At 57.2% G+C, this 19,091-nt stretch carries 20 protein-coding genes and 1 pseudogene; 10 read left to right on the forward strand and 11 right to left on the reverse strand.

All coding sequences use genetic code 11. The features are described 5' to 3' along the window. Together AC07VH_RS28770 and AC07VH_RS28775 are read left to right on the forward strand one after the other, a co-directional pair. Nucleotides 1-1,464: an esterase/lipase family protein gene (locus tag AC07VH_RS28770; protein WP_494789523.1), complete on the forward strand. Its 1,464-nt coding sequence runs from the start codon at nt 1-3 to the stop codon at nt 1,462-1,464. A gap of 12 nt (nt 1,465-1,476) precedes the next feature. Beyond that, nucleotides 1,477-3,144, forward strand: coding sequence for a choice-of-anchor X domain-containing protein (locus tag AC07VH_RS28775; RefSeq protein ID WP_494789522.1), 1,668 nt, complete (start codon nt 1,477-1,479; stop codon nt 3,142-3,144). A gap of 161 nt (nt 3,145-3,305) precedes the next feature. On the opposite strand, the gene AC07VH_RS28780 is transcribed toward AC07VH_RS28775, so the two are convergent. Together AC07VH_RS28780 and AC07VH_RS28785 are read right to left on the reverse strand one after the other, a co-directional pair. Beyond that, nucleotides 3,306-3,737, reverse strand: coding sequence for a hypothetical protein (locus AC07VH_RS28780; RefSeq protein ID WP_489627737.1), 432 nt, complete (start codon nt 3,735-3,737; stop codon nt 3,306-3,308). Continuing rightward, entirely contained in the window at nt 3,685-4,017 is a 333-nt protein-coding gene (locus AC07VH_RS28785) for a hypothetical protein (protein ID WP_489627738.1), read from the reverse strand. The genes AC07VH_RS28780 and AC07VH_RS28785 overlap by 53 nt, the downstream gene beginning before the upstream one ends. A gap of 316 nt (nt 4,018-4,333) precedes the next feature. Between AC07VH_RS28785 and AC07VH_RS28790 the strand changes: the two genes are divergently transcribed. After that, nucleotides 4,334-4,720: a hypothetical protein gene (locus AC07VH_RS28790; RefSeq protein WP_489627739.1), complete on the forward strand. Its 387-nt coding sequence runs from the start codon at nt 4,334-4,336 to the stop codon at nt 4,718-4,720. 116 nt (nt 4,721-4,836) lie between these two features. On the opposite strand, the gene AC07VH_RS28795 is transcribed toward AC07VH_RS28790, so the two are convergent. From AC07VH_RS28795 to AC07VH_RS28815, 5 genes are all read right to left on the reverse strand, one after another. Beyond that, on the reverse strand, nt 4,837-5,439 hold the full coding sequence (locus AC07VH_RS28795; protein WP_494789521.1) for a hypothetical protein: 603 nt from the start codon (nt 5,437-5,439) through the stop codon (nt 4,837-4,839). A 1,252-nt stretch (nt 5,440-6,691) separates the two neighbouring features. After that, nucleotides 6,692-7,030: a hypothetical protein gene (locus AC07VH_RS28800; RefSeq protein ID WP_489627741.1), complete on the reverse strand. Its 339-nt coding sequence runs from the start codon at nt 7,028-7,030 to the stop codon at nt 6,692-6,694. Continuing rightward, nucleotides 7,021-7,728 (reverse strand): restriction endonuclease, encoded by a 708-nt coding sequence (locus tag AC07VH_RS28805; RefSeq protein ID WP_489627742.1) that lies wholly within the window; start codon nt 7,726-7,728, stop codon nt 7,021-7,023. The genes AC07VH_RS28800 and AC07VH_RS28805 overlap by 10 nt, the downstream gene beginning before the upstream one ends. Then, complete coding sequence (locus tag AC07VH_RS28810; RefSeq protein ID WP_489627743.1) at nt 7,725-8,804, reverse strand: integrase domain-containing protein; 1,080 nt, start codon at nt 8,802-8,804, stop codon at nt 7,725-7,727. Before AC07VH_RS28810 ends, AC07VH_RS28805 begins: the two co-directional genes overlap by 4 nt. 790 nt (nt 8,805-9,594) lie before the next feature. After that, entirely contained in the window at nt 9,595-9,951 is a 357-nt protein-coding gene (locus tag AC07VH_RS28815) for a hypothetical protein (RefSeq protein ID WP_494789520.1), read from the reverse strand. 57 nt (nt 9,952-10,008) lie between these two features. On the opposite strand from AC07VH_RS28815, the gene AC07VH_RS28820 reads away from it, so the two are divergent. From AC07VH_RS28820 to AC07VH_RS28840, 5 genes and pseudogenes are all read left to right on the forward strand, one after another. Beyond that, the gene (locus AC07VH_RS28820) at nt 10,009-11,061 is read left to right on the forward strand and encodes a PRTRC system protein D (protein ID WP_494789519.1); all 1,053 of its coding nucleotides are present in this window, start codon (nt 10,009-10,011) and stop codon (nt 11,059-11,061) included. Between the two features lie 3 nt (nt 11,062-11,064). After that, the gene (locus AC07VH_RS28825; RefSeq protein WP_489627745.1) at nt 11,065-11,346 is read left to right on the forward strand and encodes a hypothetical protein; all 282 of its coding nucleotides are present in this window, start codon (nt 11,065-11,067) and stop codon (nt 11,344-11,346) included. Nucleotides 11,347-11,645: 299 nt separating this feature from the next. Next, nucleotides 11,646-12,362 (forward strand): PD-(D/E)XK nuclease family protein, encoded by a 717-nt coding sequence (locus AC07VH_RS28830; protein ID WP_494789518.1) that lies wholly within the window; start codon nt 11,646-11,648, stop codon nt 12,360-12,362. A 221-nt stretch (nt 12,363-12,583) separates the two neighbouring features. Continuing rightward, a complete protein-coding gene (locus tag AC07VH_RS28835) occupies nt 12,584-13,015 on the forward strand; it encodes a tetratricopeptide repeat protein (RefSeq protein WP_489627747.1) in 432 nt (143 codons plus the stop codon). A 240-nt stretch (nt 13,016-13,255) separates the two neighbouring features. After that, nucleotides 13,256-13,357, forward strand: a pseudogene (locus AC07VH_RS28840) (hypothetical protein); the annotation flags it as partial. An 80-nt stretch (nt 13,358-13,437) separates the two neighbouring features. Here AC07VH_RS28840 and AC07VH_RS28845 read toward each other — a convergent pair. The 4 genes from AC07VH_RS28845 to AC07VH_RS28860 form a co-directional block, all read right to left on the reverse strand. After that, nucleotides 13,438-13,995, reverse strand: a complete 558-nt coding sequence (locus AC07VH_RS28845) for a hypothetical protein (RefSeq protein ID WP_494804045.1) — start codon at nt 13,993-13,995, stop codon at nt 13,438-13,440. Between the two features lie 126 nt (nt 13,996-14,121). After that, a complete protein-coding gene (locus AC07VH_RS28850) occupies nt 14,122-14,364 on the reverse strand; it encodes a hypothetical protein (protein WP_489627748.1) in 243 nt (80 codons plus the stop codon). A gap of 10 nt (nt 14,365-14,374) precedes the next feature. Next, nucleotides 14,375-15,418, reverse strand: coding sequence for a hypothetical protein (locus AC07VH_RS28855; RefSeq protein WP_494789517.1), 1,044 nt, complete (start codon nt 15,416-15,418; stop codon nt 14,375-14,377). After that, a complete protein-coding gene (locus AC07VH_RS28860) occupies nt 15,411-16,121 on the reverse strand; it encodes a PspA/IM30 family protein (protein ID WP_494789516.1) in 711 nt (236 codons plus the stop codon). The genes AC07VH_RS28855 and AC07VH_RS28860 overlap by 8 nt, the downstream gene beginning before the upstream one ends. Nucleotides 16,122-16,945: 824 nt before the next feature. Between AC07VH_RS28860 and imuA the strand changes: the two genes are divergently transcribed. Beyond that, a complete protein-coding gene (imuA, locus tag AC07VH_RS28865; protein ID WP_489627751.1) occupies nt 16,946-17,689 on the forward strand; it encodes a translesion DNA synthesis-associated protein ImuA in 744 nt (247 codons plus the stop codon). Then, a complete protein-coding gene (locus tag AC07VH_RS28870) occupies nt 17,622-19,091 on the forward strand; it encodes a Y-family DNA polymerase (RefSeq protein ID WP_494804044.1) in 1,470 nt (489 codons plus the stop codon). The genes imuA and AC07VH_RS28870 overlap by 68 nt, the downstream gene beginning before the upstream one ends.

Consider the following 19,091-nt stretch of genomic DNA (forward strand, 5'->3'; position numbering starts at 1 on the left):
ATGCGATCCAACCTGACCATGTTAGTACTGAGTTTGTCGCTCGGGCTTTCCGGCCCTTCCGCGCTCGCTCAGAACAGCTCGCCATTCCCACCGCCAACGGAAACACTGGGTACCTATGTCGTCAATAGCGGTCCAGGACTTGATACCGGCTGCACCTTTCGGGGAGCGGGACCACTGCGCATCACCATTCCAGTGCCCAAGCTGATCAACGATCGGGAATTGAACGCCGATGGCACCTTGCGCGACCCGTCCCGATTGGTTGCCAACGGCGTGGTCTCGGCCCAGGCAATCATACGCTTTCCCGTGTACGACATTGATGACCAGGCCGCTCCCGGAGGCGGTATCGCACCGGAGGTTGACCGCGTGTCGTTCAATGCACGATTTAAAAAAGTACTGGCCGGATTTAATAATACCTGGACGGACGACACGATCTTTGTCCCGATCGAGGAGATCAGATTTGGGCAAAACAACACGCTGCAGATCGATATCGATACCGCGAACGCCGGTGGAGGAGAATACTGGTGCATGGCGGTCGACTGGGTATCGATCGAATTCGAAGCCACGCCCCCGTATATCCTGCAACACGGTATCAACGCCAATCTGACCACGTGGGATGAAGCCAGTGCAGCTGGTGTGCTCCGAGCACTCAATGAGCGCGGCGTGCTCTTTACGCGCTTCTCACTTGGCGCCGGCGCGGCAGGCAATGGCTCCGCCGCGGCCAACGCTATCGAACTGAACAATCTCATCACCACCTTTCTGGCACCATTGAAGGCAGATAAGGTCCATGTGATCGCCCACAGCAAAGGAGGACTGGATACACAAGCGCTGCAGGCACTTGGACCGGAATTTACCCTCGTTTCGTTGTCGACGTTATCCACTCCGCATTTAGGAAGCGTCGCGGCCGATCTATCCGTCGTTCAGAAGACCGCTGCAGATGAGAAACGCAATAGTGGCGCGGATCCGGATGGCTACGTTGCACAATACGTCGATACCTGGACCTTTGGCAAGGGACCTCAGTTTCCAGGCTTGTCCGACTTGACGACGTATGCCGCGACCGCCGCACTGAGTACCGGCCAGCGCGACAATATCCCCAACACCTACACCATTGGCGCCGACGCTGACCTCAATCATGACAATCTGTTGACATTCAATGAGTCGACGCCATTATTTCCCTATGAGCAGGTGCACTATGCAGCGATCCGCACCTGGCAAGTACTGCGTGACTTTACCTCTGCGCACATGACGTTATCCACCATCCCTGGCAAATACTGGGGTACCAGAACCGTACTGACCTATGTCGCGGTCGTCGCTCCGGCACCACAGCTCAATGACATTGTCGTCACGGAAGATTCCGCCAATCCCGGCTACGGCACGCCGGTGATCAACGTGGGCGCCAACCATTCCACCGTCAAGAGCGGCGCGAACATCGAGCGCATTCTAGACCTCACCATCCCGCTTAAATAACCTGGAGCTGCAATGAAGACGATCATACAAGCGTTGGTGCATGCAATGCGATGCGGGACAGGTACCTGGCACCTATGGGGGGTATCGTTCCTGCTTGCCGCAAGCATATCACTGTCGTATGCCCAGAATGTCCCGGTCGCACTCAATCTGCCCACCAGCGTAAGTGGCGATATCGTTCCCGGCATGACTGCGCTCGATTTGCCATTTGTCGTACAGGGCGCGGATGGTCTGGCGCTCGATGTCATCGTGCCTGTCAACGGTGCCAGAATGAGTCTGATCGCCCCCACCGGCGCCGCCGTACTGGTTCCCAATGATCCCCGCCTCACGTACCATCCTGGCAGCCAACTCACACCGCCCTTGCCCGGTGGCGTCTTCACCCTCTCCGAACTTCCCGCCCCGTCAAACGGCACCTGGATTCTACGCCTGACATTCCCGGCCGCGCACAACAGAACCGTGGCCATGGCAACGGTGCGCGCCCGCTCGCGCTACCAAGTCGGCATCGCAATCGAACGTACGACCTTGCTGGCCGGCGAGGATGTCGCTATTGGCATGATCGTACTCGATAACGGCACACCAATCCGCGGTCTGCTCTCCTCGATCAGTGTTGGCCAGGGCACGCCGGGCCAAGCCATTGCCGCGCACGACAATGGACAGCAGCCTGACGGGCTCGCCGACGATGGGGTCTACACCATCGACTATACCTTTGCCACTGCCGGTACCTACGATATTCTTGGTTCAGTTGAAATCCAGACACCGGAAGGGCCGATACAGCGTACGGCAGTTTCGCAGGTTCGCGTCATCAATCCACTGCTCAGCGCGGGCAGCAGTGCCTTTAACGTCGTGCGTAGTGCTGGCAACTGCGTCAGCGGACTGCAAGTATTGCAAAATTTCAATGTGCTGGAAGCGGCCACGTATGCCACCTTAATACGGCTACGCGCGCCGAACGGCAAAACCATGGACATCCGTAAATCCAGACTGCTCCCACTGGGCGCCGCCAGCGTCACGGCGTTGTTCGATGCCAAGACGATTCGACAAACGCTGGCCAGCGACGGCCCGTACAGCGTCGCGCTGATTGAAAGCCTGCGGGTCGGCGCATCCGAATTGACCCTGGGTTTTCGCAAGCGCGATGCCGGGATGTTCAATGTCACGCTGGAAGATCTGTGTACGGAACCAATTGTCCTGCAACAGCAGCTAACCATGACACCAGTCATTGAGCAAGGCTACATTGCGTCGTTCGACGTCGCCTTCCCGATACAAGTGAGTTCTCCCGGCTTTTATCAGATCTCCTTCAAGGTTGTGGGACAACATGGAGAAGATATCGCCCTCTTCAATGCTTCGCGCTCGCTTGCAGCTGGCGTCAACACGGTTGTCGTCAACATTCGCTCCGAGAAATTCCTTGCCGTTGATGGGCCGTACCGGGCGATCTCGCTCGTCGTGGTAGGGGGAGGCAATAGCGCGCGGCTCACGTCGATAGGAACCAGCGACACCTATTCCCGCTGGCAATTTTTGCCTAGTAAAAATGGCGATCTCAATAACGATGGCAGCATTGACGGTGCCGACATGGCATTGGTGACACAGTATCGGGGATTGCGGGCCGCTATTCCCGGCGATCGCAGGGATATCAACCACGACGGCATTATTGATATCAGGGATGCAAGGGCGCTCCAAACCTTGCGTTAATGGTGCACTTCTTCGTCTCTGGACATCGCGTCCTGCATGAAGGCGAGTCTGGACGATCAGGGACGATGAGCGACCTACCGCTCATCATCCCCAATACGTCTGCGTGCCCCCAGCGCTGCAGGTACATTGTATCAATGACTCACCATTGTCAGCATGGCCACTCAAGGCGCATACGCAAACCATGAGACAAGGCGCGCCACCCTACTTTTCCGCTCGCTCACTTTCAATTGACGCAAACGGGACCTCCAGCACATACCGTCCACGGTATTGGCACAATCGCATTTCCATCCACCGTGCGCACGGCATAACCGCATGTCGGCCGCCGTCCTGGCCAGACGGATTCCTTCCAGCCACAATTTCTGTAGCGACTCATTGAACAGGAACACCAGCGGCATTTCCTCTCGTCCGTCAAAGAAATCCTCGTAGCCCAAGTGTAGTGCGGCCTGAAATGCTTCCAGATACACTGGATCAAGGCTACCCGGGTGCCACCGGTCAGTTGCTTCCATGTATTGCCGCACCACGGCCATTCCGTGCACCTCATCAGTATCGTCCATCATCGCCTCCGTGACGTTCTGCCTCTTCGGCAGGATCATATTGACGCCTCCTTTGCAACTCCCTCAACTGCTCCACACTGTCGCTGATCGCTGCCTGCGCAAAACCCATCAACCAGGCGTCCCGCAGTCCGACTTCCTGGTTAAACAAGCGCGGCACCTGCTCATTGCCCCGCTTGTAGTCGTCATATCCCATCTCCTCGGCGCGATACAACATCACGCTCATCAAGTCGTGTCGCCGCCTTTCGTCGTAACGGATGTCAAGCGCACGGCGGTACTCGTGATAAATCAAACCAATGGTTATGTTGATGACTTCGTTCATGACAATACTCCTCAGTGCAAATGCCCGATCTCACCGCCAGTGGAACCTCCATGTACATAGCAAAGATCCTTTGCTGAACACAGATGCCCTGTCGTCAGGTCGCAAAAGCAAATGCACGTCCTGTTTGTTCGAATAAACTGCGCGCCGTCCCGGGTTACAACCCGCGTACCGGGAGGCAGCGCCTCTAACTGCTCGATGAGCGGATCGACCTCTCCAGCTGCGCTGGCGCATGGTGTCCCACTCCTCTTCCAAGGTGAAAATTGATGTTTCATGATGACCTCCATGCTTGAGGGGATTGAAACGCCCTGGGCAATCGATGCCGGCACATGGCACGAGCCTGGACGAGGCCAGCCTTGTACAGGCTGGCAACTTGAAATCTGCTCGATGGATGACTATCCTGAGCAACACATATACGGAAAACGATCTGTGCTGGATGACGGATCTGATGAGGGCTGCAATCGGAGAAAATATGTTGCAACTTGGCGTACATATCCGCCTGACGTCGAGAGACGTCGAGCGTCTGCGCTACATCACCGGCTTCGAACCTGTCGGTATCAGAAGGCTCGCCGATCTCGACGCCTACGTCGAGCAATGCAAACAGCATTTACAGGGACGGGCTGACGAGACGCGGCTACTGCATAAGCTTATCGACGAGACGGTGGCATCGTGCCGCATGTCGGCCTGCTCAATACTTCACCGATAGCTGGCTTGCTGGGAATCCGCCCAGGCATCAGGCGGCTCCCAGAGATCACATCATCAGCAACAATGCTTATCCTTGAAGGGCGACCTCATCGCAGCGCTCCCAAATGCGATCGTGAATTAACGCCCCCCTCCCCCAGCTCGCTTTGCCGAACGTTGAGATGCGCCGATATTGGCCTGTTGCCCAGCGTCAGCCGCTGCGTTGTCACGCAAGGGGTGAGCAATTTCTGACGGAGATACCCCCTGGCCCGAATCCACCGGATTGGCATCCCCAGTGGTCAAGCTGCGTAGCTGAGCGCCAGCCTTTTCCTCGCGTTCCGGCAGACAGGCCAGGAAGATCGTTCCTGTCGACCTGCACAGCCTTGTAGCAAAGCCAAGAGGAGCACCGATCGCCATATGCATGACCCAACGGATCCCCGCTCCCATCCTTCGAAGGCGCACCTGACGCGCTTTTTCCCTTCGCAGCACATGTTTGCAGCGCAGGTACAGGCCACTATGCTGAAAGCGCAATTCACTGCTCTTTTCCAGATGCGCCACCAACTCGGCGGCAATCATCGGATCCGCCGCGTGCCGATAAAGGCTCGCCCAAACCCGTTCTTCTTCAACCTCGACCAAGGAGCGCCGCCGCTTTCCGGTCCTTACCTCTCCACCGTTTTGCATGATGTCCTCCACCAAAAACAAAAGGGAACGCCGGCATCCCATCGGATGCTGGTGTTCCCTCATCTACACACGCCTCGCCCCAATAAAAAGCAAGCGAGACAATCTATTTAGCACTCCCCCTCATCTGGCAACGAATAACCGCATGCGGGGCAATTAATGCTCCAGTGCTGATTGATCGAGCCAGACTCGGCGCTTTCCCAGCTGTGATACCTGGCCCGTTCATGCGAACATGCCGGACACTCCGCCTCAAAGTACTCATTGTCGAGTTCCATTCCGCCAGGCTCGACGCCCCTTCCAAATACCCTGGTTCCCATATTGGCCTCCTCAGCAAGCGCCTTGTCTGGAATGTGAATCACTCCGGGCAAGGCGCCGCATCAGCTGGGTTCGCCGCAACCAGCGCTTCGTCGCGATGTGAACAACACAGGTGAACAACGATCCTATGCCTGACCTCAGGTACGGAAACATACTGCCAAGATGAAACTGAGTTGGCATCTGCCCGCGTGCCGAAGCGTGCGATATCCGAGAGTCGCCTGAGCTTGACCGGAGCAGTGCACACGCGACATGCACCTCCCCGCACACCTCACGTAACCCGGTGCCGCCGAGCAAAATGCAAAGCGGGTATGGCTGATCCTGTAGAAATTGTCGTTGGGACATGATTGCTCTCCAAAAAAAGAAGGCACCATGGCCCCGCACGGGGACCGCGATGCCCCGCACACGAGAAGATATGCCTGGCTATCGTTAAAAACCGATAGGCAAGCGAAAGAAGGCCCACCATTCCTAAGAACAGGGGCCTAACCTGAGAAGTATCCAGTGAACTGTACTTCCTTGACGCAAACGATCCTCTGCTTGCGCAAATCAGCCTGGCAAGTGACCAGGCAAAGATCGGTTGCCGAAGCAACGTGTCGAAATCCTACTCGACGACTGAATGACGGGTGACGACCGCAACGCTCACCACGTGAGTGGCAAGATCCTGCCAGACATCCGCGATGGATGCGGCAGGAGCAATGTGAGAGCGATTCTCACAGAAAGCACTCTTATTTTTGCAGTAGTTATTGACGAATTCAAGCCGCACCAGGACGAAAGTTCACCGAAAATCGATAGTTCAAGGTTGCTCGATGCGTTCCCAGGCTGATCACCGATAGCGATCCGGACACAGTCATCGGCTGCAGTCACCCTTCGGCAACCGGATGCCTGTCAACCCGTTACTGCTGCGAAGAAGTTTGGAACGGTCGACTCACCTGCTGAAATACATCCGGGTCCGAAAAAATTATCTGCCTATAACAACCCGCTGCTTTGACGGGCACGTCGTTCATTCTCAAATCTGGCTTGTTTGCAGCAGTCTAAAGCGCTCATGCACCAATTGATTAAAACAGCGCATGAATTCTCCCCCATCGTCACAAGTCACGATCACATGCTTTTCCAGACGACCACATCGCGAGACGCGCCGCGTGTCAGCAATCACGCACGATGTGTGACTGAAATTGCAGATAACAAACGGCCGCCCCTCGACCGGCGCATCATAATAGGCTTGCGCCGCGAGACGGGCATCAGCCACCTCAATACCCTTGCTCCCGCTCTTCTCGATCACCGTGTAGGTGGATCCGGCCGTCCGGCATGCTCGTAACAACTGGCGGCTCTCCGCATTCAGTTCCATACCACCTCCCCCGCGCGCCTCCCCAATACCAGTTGTACCAAACTAGCTCCGCTGACTAGCACCACGTTGCTTCTGGCCAGATGGGGATACACGGCAGCACCGCTGCGCCCGGTATGCAGAAATAGTCCGGCCCCCACACCATGATGGCAAATGGCCTCGCCAAAGGCCGCCACGTGATGATGGTTCACATGGCCGCCATAGCGCTTCGACTGCACCGCACACCAGCCATGCCCCGGCAACCACACCTTGCCGTCAATCCCGCCATCCCCGGAGTACCTCGGGTTGCGCAAGACAAATAGCCCGGCGTCTTCCAGGGCCGAGAGCACTACCTCTTCAAATACCAGCGGATCCACACTGCGCAAATAAGCCAGGCACCGTGCCGCGTACCCCTCCCCTGTGAACTGCCGCACCGCCCGTAACACCGCGCGCGATTGACCAATACGCCGGCGATGGTCAGGCAGCCGGCGCAGACGCACAGCATTGAACAACTGCGACGCACATCGAAACAGCATGCCGCTCACGCCGCGTGAACGGGCCAGAACGGCTTCATAGCGCTCGCGCGGCGCACGCGGCGCACGGGAGCCGCCAGGTTTTCCATCCTCGATTCGCTCTTCTTTACCATCACCGGCCACGGTGCGCTTGACCCACCGCGCACGCGGATGTCCTGACGACCAACGCTGCCAATGTCCCCGTTTCATGATGCCGCTCCCATTAAATCCACTTCATCATTGCGCCGGCCCACCGGCGATCCCAAATACGCGTTGCTGATCTGCCTCCGACAATGCCCCAGCTGCTCGGCCACCTGCCGATAGGCGTCCGCCATGACCTCACGATCGATCAACAGCTCGCCGCCCCGCACAGGCGGCTGCACCTGCGTGATATCAAAGTACAGATCACCGGCAAACTGGTGCCGCAAGCCATGCGGCGTAACGCCCAGGTCATTCTTGGTCAGCCCCACTGAACGCACCACATTCGAAAACAGGTCCAGCGACTGTTTCAAGGACAGTCCAGGATGGCCGATATGCCCCCAGTCCTGCCGGGCGAGACAGCGTGCGCGCGCCAGCGCTTGTCTCTGCTGGGCTGTGCGCACCGCGGCATAGCGCAGCCGGCCACCCTTCGTCCCACGCTTGATGCGCAAAAAACTAATATAGTGATCGGATCGAGGATGCTGGGCCGGCAAGGCATACGCCGGTACTTCAGCTGCGCGCGGGCAAAACATCACGGCCTCCTTGCGGCGCAGGCCAAAAGCGATCATCATCGCCAGCTGCCCTCCCACGTGGCTGTCAACCGCATCGACGGCGGCAATGACCTCTTCGACGGCAAGGCCATGGCTCTCCCACCCCTTGTCGATCAGCGCCCCATAGGACCGGCGTACCAGCGCCGGATCGCTCACATAGCTCTCGGCACTGCGCACCAGGCCCGGCTTGCCGATCCAGCTGGCGAAGACCCGGATAAAGCTCATTTGCTGCTGAATGTAGGCCGCGCTGCAGGGATACGCCCGGCGCGGTATGCTCATCGGCATGTCGAGCAACACATCTGCCGGTAACGGCTGCGCCGTCCAATACGCCATCAACGCGCGCACGTGCCGTTCCGCCAGGTTTTCAGGTACTGGCTTGAATCCCAATTTACGCAGTAACGCGAATATCCGGTACAAGCCCTGGCTGCGCGCCTGTCTGGTGCTATGCGAAATCCCCTTCCCTGCGCTGGCATGCTTTTCATTAAATGCGTCCAGCACCGCATCGAGCTGCTCCCTCCATTGTGTGTTGTGGGTCATGACTTCTCCCTCCCGATACTCAGGATTGTCGATTTGGCATGCTGCACTGTCCGGCGCGCATGCCCCCGGTGTGGCCTTCAACTGGCATCGGCGCCCGGCCTGCTGCGCCAACGAGGGAGATGTACTCTAGACATTCCAACGCGCTGTCCCTATCTCAGCGTCGATGGCGGATTTTCTGTTTGCCCGAAGGCGCGGTGTCTTAAAAATGCTCATGCGAATAACCAGCGAATTTCTCCTTCTGTGTTAGTCCCCGCGTCTTGCGCGAGCAGTGCGGCGCTTGCGCCACAAAGACATTTAGGTGCCCCGGCCACTCTCAATTGAACCAGGACCTTGCCCCTCTTCCCTCACGGTCATCCCATCAGCCCTACCACCAGGCCGCTTCGTGATTGCGCACTAACCAGGTTGATCGAAGCTTCTCCGGCAACGTCACAACAAGGCACCGCGATAGGCTCTTCGTACAGCAGGAAGATTGAATAGGTGATAAATCACTCTCCTGCGGTTCGCGGCCGCAGGCGATACATCGACACTACCAGGATCGTAAATTAGCGACGGAGCGCCGCAAGGCCCTCTCCGATTTGACAAGCGTCTCTTGACGAGAAATCACGCGCGAGCAGTTACCCCCGGCAGGGGCAGCCCGACCTACTTCTTCACTGACATACCACTCAACTCGACCGCAGGGCGCGGCCGACCAACTTCGCTTCGATAGACAGGTAACGACTGCAACGGCATACCACGCTTGCCAGCGCCACATTCGGAACGCGATGTCCCTGGAAGTGGGTCCAGACAGTCGTCACAGAATATGATCAGTTTTTTCGAATGTCAAGCCGATTTTCGGCGCTGAAAATTTGTGATTGAGGTCGAATTTATTTGGTAAGTGCTTCTGGCGAGGATTTCTCCCTATGAAGAACGCCGCGTCGTCATTCCTCTGATTGTAAATGGTATTGAACATCGGAACGGACTGAACCAAGTGCACAGATGAACAACCAACATACGTCTGCGGTGCGGCACGATTCCAGCGCAGATGCGATGCGTTCTCACGCCAGCAGATGCCAATATAGCTGCGCCGCAGCGCGACTCCATTCGTTCCCCAGCGCGTCTGAATTCGCACACACGACAAGTTCTGCCAAAAAAGCCAGGCTTTTCCCATGGAGTACGTACCACCCCACTATTACTGTTGATCACTTGCAGCAATCAGGAGGACGAAGTGGAACCCATCGTGCGGGCCGTGGACGTTGGCCGGGGAAACACCAAATTCATTGCAGCGGTCAGCCCTGGCGATGTGCGCTGCGCGATGTTCCCGTCACAGGCCCACCCATGTGAAACGGCCTATGAGCAAGAAACCTGGGGCACCAAACGCCGTACCATCTGCGTCCCGGTTGACGATTTGAACTACGAAGTCGGGCCCGACGCACATCTCGCTTCCGACATCTTCAATGCCAATGTGCTGCAGCACGACAGCTACAGTGCAACGCCCGAATATCTGGCTTTGCTACTGGGTGCACTGCATTACATGCGTGTCGACCGGATCGATCTACTGGTACTTGGTCTGCCCGTGGCCACGTATAAGCTCAAGAAGCAAGTAGCAGCGCTGGAACGCCGCGTCACCGGTGAACACGTCCTGGCCGAAGGCAAAAAGATCACGGTAGCGCGCGTCAAAGCAATTGCTCAGCCGTCCGGGGCCTTGATGTACTGCGGACTGACCCATGGACGCCTTGCTCAGATGCGCAAGGAACGGAATCTGATCATCGATCCGGGGCGGCGGACGTTTGACTGGCTGGTGACGCAAGGCATGCAGCAAATTGACAAGCGCAGCCATTCAGTACCGCGCGGCATGTTTGACGTGCTCCACTCGATCACCGAAGGTATCAGCCGAACCACAGGCTCTCACTACCGGGAATACGACGCGATCGATGTGGCGCTGCGAACGGGAAAAAAGCCGGTCATCTTTCAAAAGGAATACGACATTGCCCAGCACCTGCCGCTCGCGCAGAAGATCCCGGAGCAGGCTGTCGCCGAGATGCTGCACTACGTGGGCGACGCTGCCGACATCAACAATATTATTCTGGTCGGCGGTGGCGCCTTCTTCTATCGCAAAGCACTGAAAACCGCCTTCCCGCATCACGAGCTGCAGGAACTCAAGGATCCGATCTTTGCCAACGTCAAGGGTTTTCAGTTTGCCGGCACTGAGCTGGCCAAGCAGGCCGACGCGTCATCGGCTCGGACAGGTGGCACGGCGCCGCTAAACACGGCGACATAAACCATGGGCACACCTCTGACCATCCGCTTGAGTGTAGAACTGGAACGCGCGGACAACCCTCCCCTGTATGACGATCTCATCAAGTTCCCAAAGGGGCCGCGCCGCGTGAATCGGCTGCGCACACTGGCCTATGCGGGACTGGTAGTACAGCAATGCGGACAAACCGCATCGTCCATGGAGGCGCAGTGGCTCACTAGGCCAAGTAGTAAACCAAACACGCCGGGGCAGGATGCCGTTGTCGCCTTGGCATCGATGGAGCTTTTTGGCCCATCAAGAAGCGAATAGGAGTGAAACATGAAAAACGAAGAGCTACCTCGACTCAGTGCTAGCCAACTGGCTGAAATGGGGTATTGCGAACGCAAGATCGTCCTGGCCGACAGATTTGGCCCGCGCTGCTCGTCCGAGCGCGAGCAGGCACGAGCCTATGGAGAGCTTCAACACGTGACGTTCTTCATCGAAACATTGGACTTGGATGCCGCTTCACTAGCGCTCCCAAGCCTGCCGGAACGGGCGTTCATCAGGCCCAAGCAATTGGCTACACGCACTACCAGACTCCACAGGCGGCTGTACCAAATAATGCCGGCATGGCTATCGGCAGCGTACAAGATGCGCTTTCACATGGTGAGACCCGCTCGGAAGGTGTTTTTGATATTACGCGAACAACTGTGCTGGCCGCGACATCGACAAGCGCACAAGAGGCGCCAGGTGCCACTTCGCCTTGTCGCACGCACTCACGAAAAAAAATGAGCACTTCCACAGTTCTATCGATCCTCTTGCATGTGGGTTGGGTGCTTCTGTTGCTCTGTATTGTACGTGGAGTGAGACGGCATGCCAGGTGTCGAACGCGCCCCAAGTGGTTCCCGGACGAATTGCGTTACGCCAGCCTGGCTTACGCAGAGCAAACTTTCTCACTCGATCACCCCATCAAACTCATCGCGCGTGTTGATCGGGCCTATCGCCACAAAGGAAGACTCACGTTGATGGAGTACAAAATCCGTCGTCTTGAGCGCGTGTTCATGTCGGACGTGATCGAACTCTCTGTCCAAAAGATGATTCTGGAATTGGTAAGCGGAGCCAAGGTGAATAATTATGGCTTTGTCGTTGTTCAGCACCCTGAGATACCTGAGCGTAGAGCCATGAAGGTTTTCTTACTCAACCACAAACAAATTACCGCGCTTTATCACCGCAGAATGGCTTTATTAAATCAAACGATTTCAGCCGACCACGCGGAATCGTCATCACAGTGTCGCCGATGTGAATTCATGAGAGAGTGCAAAACATATCCTGAAAGTACGCCGTAGGCCATATGGTGCTCAGAGAATACCCTCTGTGAATGCCTCACGTGTTGATGCTTTCACTGGACGGTCAGAGTTTCTTGCGAGCGATAATAAATGGGATGAACTGCGATTTACTGATATGGCGCATAAAGAAGATGCCTCAGCCTGACTTTCCCCAAGGGGTTCCGTATTATGAACTCGATGACATGAACCGCGCGCTTGAACACCAGCAAAAGGGAAACTGAATGGACTTACCTTCCAATGTAAGCAAGCAGATCGATTTGCTATCAGAAATGGGCAATGACCTGGCCGATCAAGGCGAATTCACCCAAGCAGCGGAGAGATGGAAGCAGGCCCTTGATCTGCTCCCTCCGCCGCAGGCTGACTGGGAAGCGTATACCTGGCTGAAGGCGTCGATCGGCGATGCGCTCTACCAACTTGTGGACTTTTCTGCGGCGCGCGAGGCATTGTTCGACGCGCTCAATGGTCCTGACGGCCAGGAGAACCCGTTTGTGCATTATCGCCTTGGACAGACGGAACTGGCCTTGAAAAACGAAGAGGCAGGCATTTCAGAGTTGCTCAAGGCGTACATGCTCGACGGTGAGGAAATCTTTACCGAGGAAGAGGATGGGCACATCTTTTTGCAGATACTTCGGGAAGCCGGGCTAACCAGTTAGCAAACATGGTGAATTGTGTCGGGGTGCCAAATGCGTAAAATTCTTATGATCGTCGTCGTCCTCCTACTCGCGAGTATCGCGGGATTGTTGGCGATGGACAGATACGACAAGCATGTGGAAAAACAAAGGCAAAAGGCGTTCAACGAGAAGTTTTTGAAATAGTAAAGCGGCACGACGCGGGATGTCGCCATGATCGGTGAACTTCCGCCAGATCAATTCCATGTTGTGGTTGAGAGTGACATGGATCGGGCGCGCCTGATGTGGCTCGTCAACCGTATTGGCGAGGCCAAGTTACGCAAGAGCGTTGCCAAGTGCCATGCTCGTTGCCCCGAATGCAAGCCCTTCGTCTCAATCCTCTCATCAAGGCATGGACATCGCTCAACCGGCGCCAGAAAACTGACAACACTCACTATGACTAGCTGTTACTTGCCGTCAAGGCGGTGCGTCTCGCGGAAAGCCATTTCGATCGCGGCCTTCAGTTCGGGGCTATGGCCGGGCAAATACGATGGCCAGGGCACGAAAGGCGTCGAGGACATGACGCCAAGCGAAATCGAAACGGGGCAGCGGTAGTCCGCTCCAGTGCTGGTCAGGCGCACCAGTACCATCTGCTCACACTGAACGTCTTTCACGCCGAGCGCGTCGGCAGCAGCCTTTCCGGAGCTGTTAGGATCGCTGAAAAATGTCATGTGGTCAACCGCTGTGCCGGCCATGTATCCCCCCAAGACCACAAACACCAGACTCAAGCCGGAGCTCCATCCTGATTTTGTTTTATCGCCGCCACTGCGATAAATCGAGTAAAACTGCCATCCGAAGGCGAACATGCTGAGAAGGCCGAATACAAGCGCGGCCATCGGTACCCAGTTACGCGCATCACCTGGCACGCCTCGGCTGTTAAGCGGAGAAAGGTAGACTGCGTCCAGAAAGGCCAGCATAAAACTGAAGAGGGCGAGCACGTGGAAGATGGGCTGGCGGCCGCTCATGAGCGTTCGGAACATCGCGATAATGTGGGCCCATCCAAGTAACGTAAGGGCGAATAGAAATGGCATGGTGGATTGATTGAGTATTGTGTCAAATCGCCGAGGGCAGTTGCGACTACGGCACCCCTCTCATGCTTTGGACCGTTTCTCCTTACGGAGGCGCTGCAACGCCGATTTGAAGCCCGTCATCGACAAGTCGAAACCCTGGTCATTCAGGGTCAGCAACACTTTTTCCAGAGTGACGCCTGATTGCAGCGTGGCCTCAACCACAGGGAGGATTTCACGCAGGCGCGCAGTATTCGACTTGCCTTCATTCGTTCTGCTCAATTCGGTTAATGCATCCACAATGTTTTGCGGTTGTGTAGGGTCCATCCAATTTCTCCTACTGATAGTTGCTATCAGGCTCGTTACCGCCGCAGCCTAAGCCGTCCCTTCCGGATACCGCGCCGCTGTCATCGCTCATGCGGCATCCAGCGTGGCCGTGGGTGAAATCGGCCTGTCGCACAGTCGCTGCGGCGGGGACAAGGCCGACCGGAGCGAGGCTAAGTCCACCGGCAACATGTTCACCGGACTGAGTGTATGGTCGTGAAACACAGTCGATACCATGCCGTCCAGTCCGGTCCGGCCGTTCCTGACTGAGGGTGGCTCCCGACTTAGCGCCATCGCGCCGCTCACTGCAACTGTTAACTACCTCGGCGCCAGGTGGCCATACAACTCGTGTGTCGGCGCCGTCGATGGCCATCTTCTCCACGTCGTTTTTGAAGCGCTTGAATTTTTTCAGCATCTCGTTGCCCAGCGGCACACCGTTGTGGGTATGCTCCAGCAGTTCCAACAGTTGATCCCTCGTAGCATCGAGGGTCTCGATGCGACTTGAACGGAGACGCTTCGCGACTTCGTGCACTGGACACGTGCCGACCCAGTACATGCGGTAGTGCTCGACAATGTCAAGGGCGTTGAGCACTTCACGCACCTGGCGGCGAGCCTTACGCGACAATGTACGTCGGTCGTGCGCCCGGTAAGCCATGTACGCAACGCCGGCAGCCGCTGCGATACTACAGGCCCCAAGGGCCAGGCCGCTCCGGTGGTTGCCCACCCACTCGATCAGCTGCGAGAACGGGCTGGGGCGAATGTCCTCTTGTTGAGCCAGTCGACCAAATATCAATCCGATAAACCCCCTCCCGAATACTGTTGACAACACTATCGGTACCGCGGCAAATAAGTTTTCGTCACTCGAACGGCCGGTCATAACGCGAAAAAACATGACACACATGTGCCCCAGGCCGACCAAGCATATGACGATGCTCAAGACGTCCAATATCTGCCATATCGCCGAACCAACCCCACCCATAGCGGATACAGCTAGCGGCTGGGCGATCACGGGATCCGTCACCAGCAGGAGCAGTGACAGGTATGAACGCCTACTCATGTTTATCTCCGACAATCTGCCCTGAGGAAGCCGGCTCTATCGTCAACAGGCCCAACTTGGCGGCCTTGGCGGCGACGGAATCGCGGCGGCGAATATCTGCAAGATGCCGTTCAGGATGGACGGCCGCGCGCGCACTCGCCATGTCGCTCAGGGCAGCAGCTGTCGCCGCCTGACGATCGACCTTGCGATCGAGCGCCTCGAAATCTACGCCGGGGTTCTGGCCGACATTGCCGATGGTGCGCGCCGCATTGGTTTTGGCCTTGGCAACCTTGCTGCGCGCTTCAAGCAGGGTGGCGGCCGTATCGCGCTGTTGCTTCTGCATGCGCAGCTCGGCAAGCTGTTGGTTCAGCACGGTGAGCGACGGTGCCAGGTCGTTGGCGTTCTTCTCATACGCCTGCGCGCGCTCCTCCGCCAGCACCTGGTTATTGATCGCACCCAGAGCCTCCTCGCGGCGGCCGTCGTTGGCCGCCGTGCGGGCAACTTCGTCCCACTTGTTTGCGTCCTTCAAGGCGGTTTGATGGTCCTTTCTCATCAGGCGCAATTCGGCATCGACGGCAGCTATGCTGTCCTCCGCCTTGCCGATCTGTTGCTCCAGTTCGCGCACGCCCTGACGCGCCATGCGTCCGACATCACTATTGTTATCGACGACATCATGCAGCACGCCGGTCAGTTGTATCCAGATTTTTTTCAGCAATCCAAACATGTCGATTCCCCCTAATAACGAGCATCTGTACTTCGCTATAGTTGCATCCAATGTGCATCCATAGCGAATCCATCGTGCATCCCACTATCTGCAAAGTCAATCCTCAATCCTGTAAAAACAATGCTCTTTGCGATGGATCAAGGCTCACTTTCTCGTGAGAAATCTAAGGACGTGAAACCGTAGCGGAAGGGAGATGAAAATGAGGGTGGAGCTTGCGACGCAGGCATGGCACGGTTGGCATCCGTGCGCCCAGATAGGGGATGGACCAGGCATGGAACGATGGTGAGCCTTTGAAAAGTAGTTTTATTGAGTATTTTCCTCAAACTGGGCACTGATTTCGAAACATACCTGCGGCAAATTCTCCGACCAGGCCAACAGCCAGGAGGTTGGCCTTGGCGACACTTACCGACTTTAGGAACGCTCCAAATATCCGGCCACTCATCTTGGGCTCAAACCCAGTTCTGTTATCCGCCCAGAACGATTTTCCGATTCAAAATGCGGGCTTTGGCCCTATAGGCGCATAACCACCAGAACTGCATTGATAGTCCCACCCACAGTGCTCAGAACAAACCAAAATGGTCAGGTTGTGTTCTCGAACATTCTTGTAGCGCGCCGCACCACACCGAGGGCACTTGCAGCTCGAACTGAAGTTTGCGCAGCAACAAATATGAAATGATGCTTCCCTATTTACTCTCTTGCACCATCGCAACTATTAGTTTCAATTCAAGAAATTCATGGACCTTGCAGTTTTTGACGTTCTCAGCCTATACTGTGTTTATGTACAGTAGTTTGAGACTAATCAATAACCTCGCTCGCCAGTCGCCATGCTTTCACCGCCCCTTCAACGCACCAGCACCACCGCATTGGCCAATAGCGCCCTGCTGCGTGACGTCTGGCGGGCAAGTGAACTGAGTCGAGGAACAAGCAGCACCGTCACTACCGGTCACAGCGCCTTGGATCGCGAGCTTCCGGGCAACGGTTGGCCGCAATCGACCTTCACGGAGTTGCTAGTTCAGCAAGCTGGTATCGGGGAAATGCACTTGTTACGGCCAGTGCTGGCGCAATTGTCGCAACAACGTCGGATCGCCCTGGTGCAGCCGCCGTACTTGCCCAACTCCGCCGCCTGCAAGTTCATGGACCTGAGCTGCGCGAACCTGCTCTGGATACGCGCCCCCAGCACCGCCGATGCGCTCTGGTCCACGGAGCAGATCCTGCGCAATGGCAGCTGCGGTGCGGTATTGCTGTGGCAGACGAATATCCGCGACGAAGCACTGCGGCGCCTCAATCTGGCGGCACAGACCACCGAGACGTTCTTCTGGCTGGTCCGGCCGATGAGCGCAGCGGCAGATGCGTCACCAGCGCCGTTGCGCCTGGCATTGCGCCCTGCCGCCGGTGGCATTTCCACTCACATTGTTAAACGGCGTGGCCCACATCATGAGGCGCCACTCTTTATCCCGCTGGCTGACATGCCGGCCCGTCAACGATTTTTGGACGATCAAAATGCGGTTCTGGTTCAGCGTACACCTCCCACTGTTGCCTCTCGAATGCCTCAGGCCGCGCTGGTGTGAGCCGGGGCCGTATGCGGTGGTCGACAAGGGCCGCATTATCACGGTCTCGCAACAAGCCTATGCCGAAGGCGTGCGTATCGGCATGCGCCCTGGCGGCGTGGCGGCTGTCTCGCCAGATACCGTGATCCTGGAGCGTAATGTTGAGCGTGAATTGATCACCAGCAATGCCATCGCGCTCGCCCTCCTCCAGTTCACCCCGGAAGTGGCGCATGCCGGCGACTTCAGCCTGCTGCTGGACGTGACCGCCAGCTTGCGCCTATTTAACGGACGCGCCGCCATCAGCCGGCGCATTCGCGCTGCCCTGCAAGCGCTTGGGGTGACTTCACAACTCGGCACGGCGCCGACGGCCATGGGGGCCTGGCTGCTGTCGCGCTGGCAGCCCGCCAAACGCCAGATCATTCTGCGGCGCACCGTGCACATGCGCTCACTCGAGCGCCAGCTCGATCGCATGCCCTGCGCGTATCTGCCCGGCACGGCAAATCACCTGGAGTGGCTCACCGACATTGGTGCTGATCGTCTGGCGGCGCTACGGCGCCTGCCCCGCCCTGGCATTCAACGCAGGATGAACAAGCAAGTGCTCGATGAGCTCGACCGTGCCTATGGGCTCGCTCCTGAACTGTTTGCATGGATCGCCATCCCCGAGACCTTCTCTGCGCGCATCGAAACCTTTGACCGGATCGAACACGCTGATGCCCTGCTGGACGGCGCCACTGGCCTGCTGCAGCAATTTGTCGGCTGGCTGGTCGCGCGCCAGCAGGCGGTGAGCGTTTTTGTTCTGCTGCTGGAGCATGAGCGCGGCAAGACTGCGATCCCGCCCACGCCGATCGAGATCGGATTGGCGGAGCCGACCTGGCGCGATGAACACCTGATACGGCTGCTGAAGGAGCGCCTGGCGCGCACGGAACTGGTTGCCCCGGTCATCGCCCTGCGCCTGGAAGCGCGCCTGCTCACCGCGATGGCGCCACCGACACAAGACCTGTTTCCCGACCCGGGCGGCAACCCCGCCGACTATAAGCGCCTACTGGAATTACTCAGTGCCCGTCTTGGCAGCGACAACGTCCTCTCGCCTGTCGAGCATCATGACCATCGGCCGGAGGAAAGCAATGCCTGGGCTGCCGCCACCGAAAAGCGCAAGGCAGTCAACGCCGAGGATGAGGCGTTTGAGCGCCCGTTCTGGCTGCTACCTAAACCTATCCAACTGCTGCTGCGCGGCGAACGTCCCTTCTATGGTTCCCCGCTAAAAATGCTCAAGGGGCCGGAACGCATTGAGGCCGGCTGGTGGAACGATCAAATCGCGGCCCGCGACTATTACATCGCGCAAGGAAGCGATGCCACCTGCTACTGGATCTACCTCGAGCGTGTCGTTGACGGCCGCTGGTACCTGCACGGCATGTTCGGCTGA

Source organism: Janthinobacterium sp. GW821-FHT03C10, from assembly GCF_059420865.1.

What these genes read in the sequence shown, in the direction of transcription:
- AC07VH_RS28770 (WP_494789523.1), top strand. Translation starts at nt 1, where the DNA reads ATGCGATCCAACCTGACCATGTTAGTACTGAGTTTGTCGCTCGGGCTT.
- AC07VH_RS28775 (WP_494789522.1), top strand. Translation starts at nt 1,477, where the DNA reads ATGAAGACGATCATACAAGCGTTGGTGCATGCAATGCGATGCGGGACA.
- AC07VH_RS28780 (WP_489627737.1), bottom strand. Translation starts at nt 3,737, where the DNA reads ATGATCCTGCCGAAGAGGCAGAACGTCACGGAGGCGATGATGGACGAT.
- AC07VH_RS28785 (WP_489627738.1), bottom strand. Translation starts at nt 4,017, where the DNA reads ATGAACGAAGTCATCAACATAACCATTGGTTTGATTTATCACGAGTAC.
- AC07VH_RS28790 (WP_489627739.1), top strand. Translation starts at nt 4,334, where the DNA reads ATGCCGGCACATGGCACGAGCCTGGACGAGGCCAGCCTTGTACAGGCT.
- AC07VH_RS28795 (WP_494789521.1), bottom strand. Translation starts at nt 5,439, where the DNA reads ATGAGGGAACACCAGCATCCGATGGGATGCCGGCGTTCCCTTTTGTTT.
- AC07VH_RS28800 (WP_489627741.1), bottom strand. Translation starts at nt 7,030, where the DNA reads ATGGAACTGAATGCGGAGAGCCGCCAGTTGTTACGAGCATGCCGGACG.
- AC07VH_RS28805 (WP_489627742.1), bottom strand. Translation starts at nt 7,728, where the DNA reads ATGAAACGGGGACATTGGCAGCGTTGGTCGTCAGGACATCCGCGTGCG.
- AC07VH_RS28810 (WP_489627743.1), bottom strand. Translation starts at nt 8,804, where the DNA reads ATGACCCACAACACACAATGGAGGGAGCAGCTCGATGCGGTGCTGGAC.
- AC07VH_RS28815 (WP_494789520.1), bottom strand. Translation starts at nt 9,951, where the DNA reads ATGGGAAAAGCCTGGCTTTTTTGGCAGAACTTGTCGTGTGTGCGAATT.
- AC07VH_RS28825 (WP_489627745.1), top strand. Translation starts at nt 11,065, where the DNA reads ATGGGCACACCTCTGACCATCCGCTTGAGTGTAGAACTGGAACGCGCG.
- AC07VH_RS28830 (WP_494789518.1), top strand. Translation starts at nt 11,646, where the DNA reads ATGGCTATCGGCAGCGTACAAGATGCGCTTTCACATGGTGAGACCCGC.
- AC07VH_RS28835 (WP_489627747.1), top strand. Translation starts at nt 12,584, where the DNA reads ATGGACTTACCTTCCAATGTAAGCAAGCAGATCGATTTGCTATCAGAA.
- AC07VH_RS28845 (WP_494804045.1), bottom strand. Translation starts at nt 13,995, where the DNA reads ATGAGCGGCCGCCAGCCCATCTTCCACGTGCTCGCCCTCTTCAGTTTT.
- AC07VH_RS28850 (WP_489627748.1), bottom strand. Translation starts at nt 14,364, where the DNA reads ATGGACCCTACACAACCGCAAAACATTGTGGATGCATTAACCGAATTG.
- AC07VH_RS28855 (WP_494789517.1), bottom strand. Translation starts at nt 15,418, where the DNA reads ATGAGTAGGCGTTCATACCTGTCACTGCTCCTGCTGGTGACGGATCCC.
- AC07VH_RS28860 (WP_494789516.1), bottom strand. Translation starts at nt 16,121, where the DNA reads ATGTTTGGATTGCTGAAAAAAATCTGGATACAACTGACCGGCGTGCTG.
- imuA (WP_489627751.1), top strand. Translation starts at nt 16,946, where the DNA reads ATGCTTTCACCGCCCCTTCAACGCACCAGCACCACCGCATTGGCCAAT.
- AC07VH_RS28870 (WP_494804044.1), top strand. Translation starts at nt 17,622, where the DNA reads ATGCGGTTCTGGTTCAGCGTACACCTCCCACTGTTGCCTCTCGAATGC.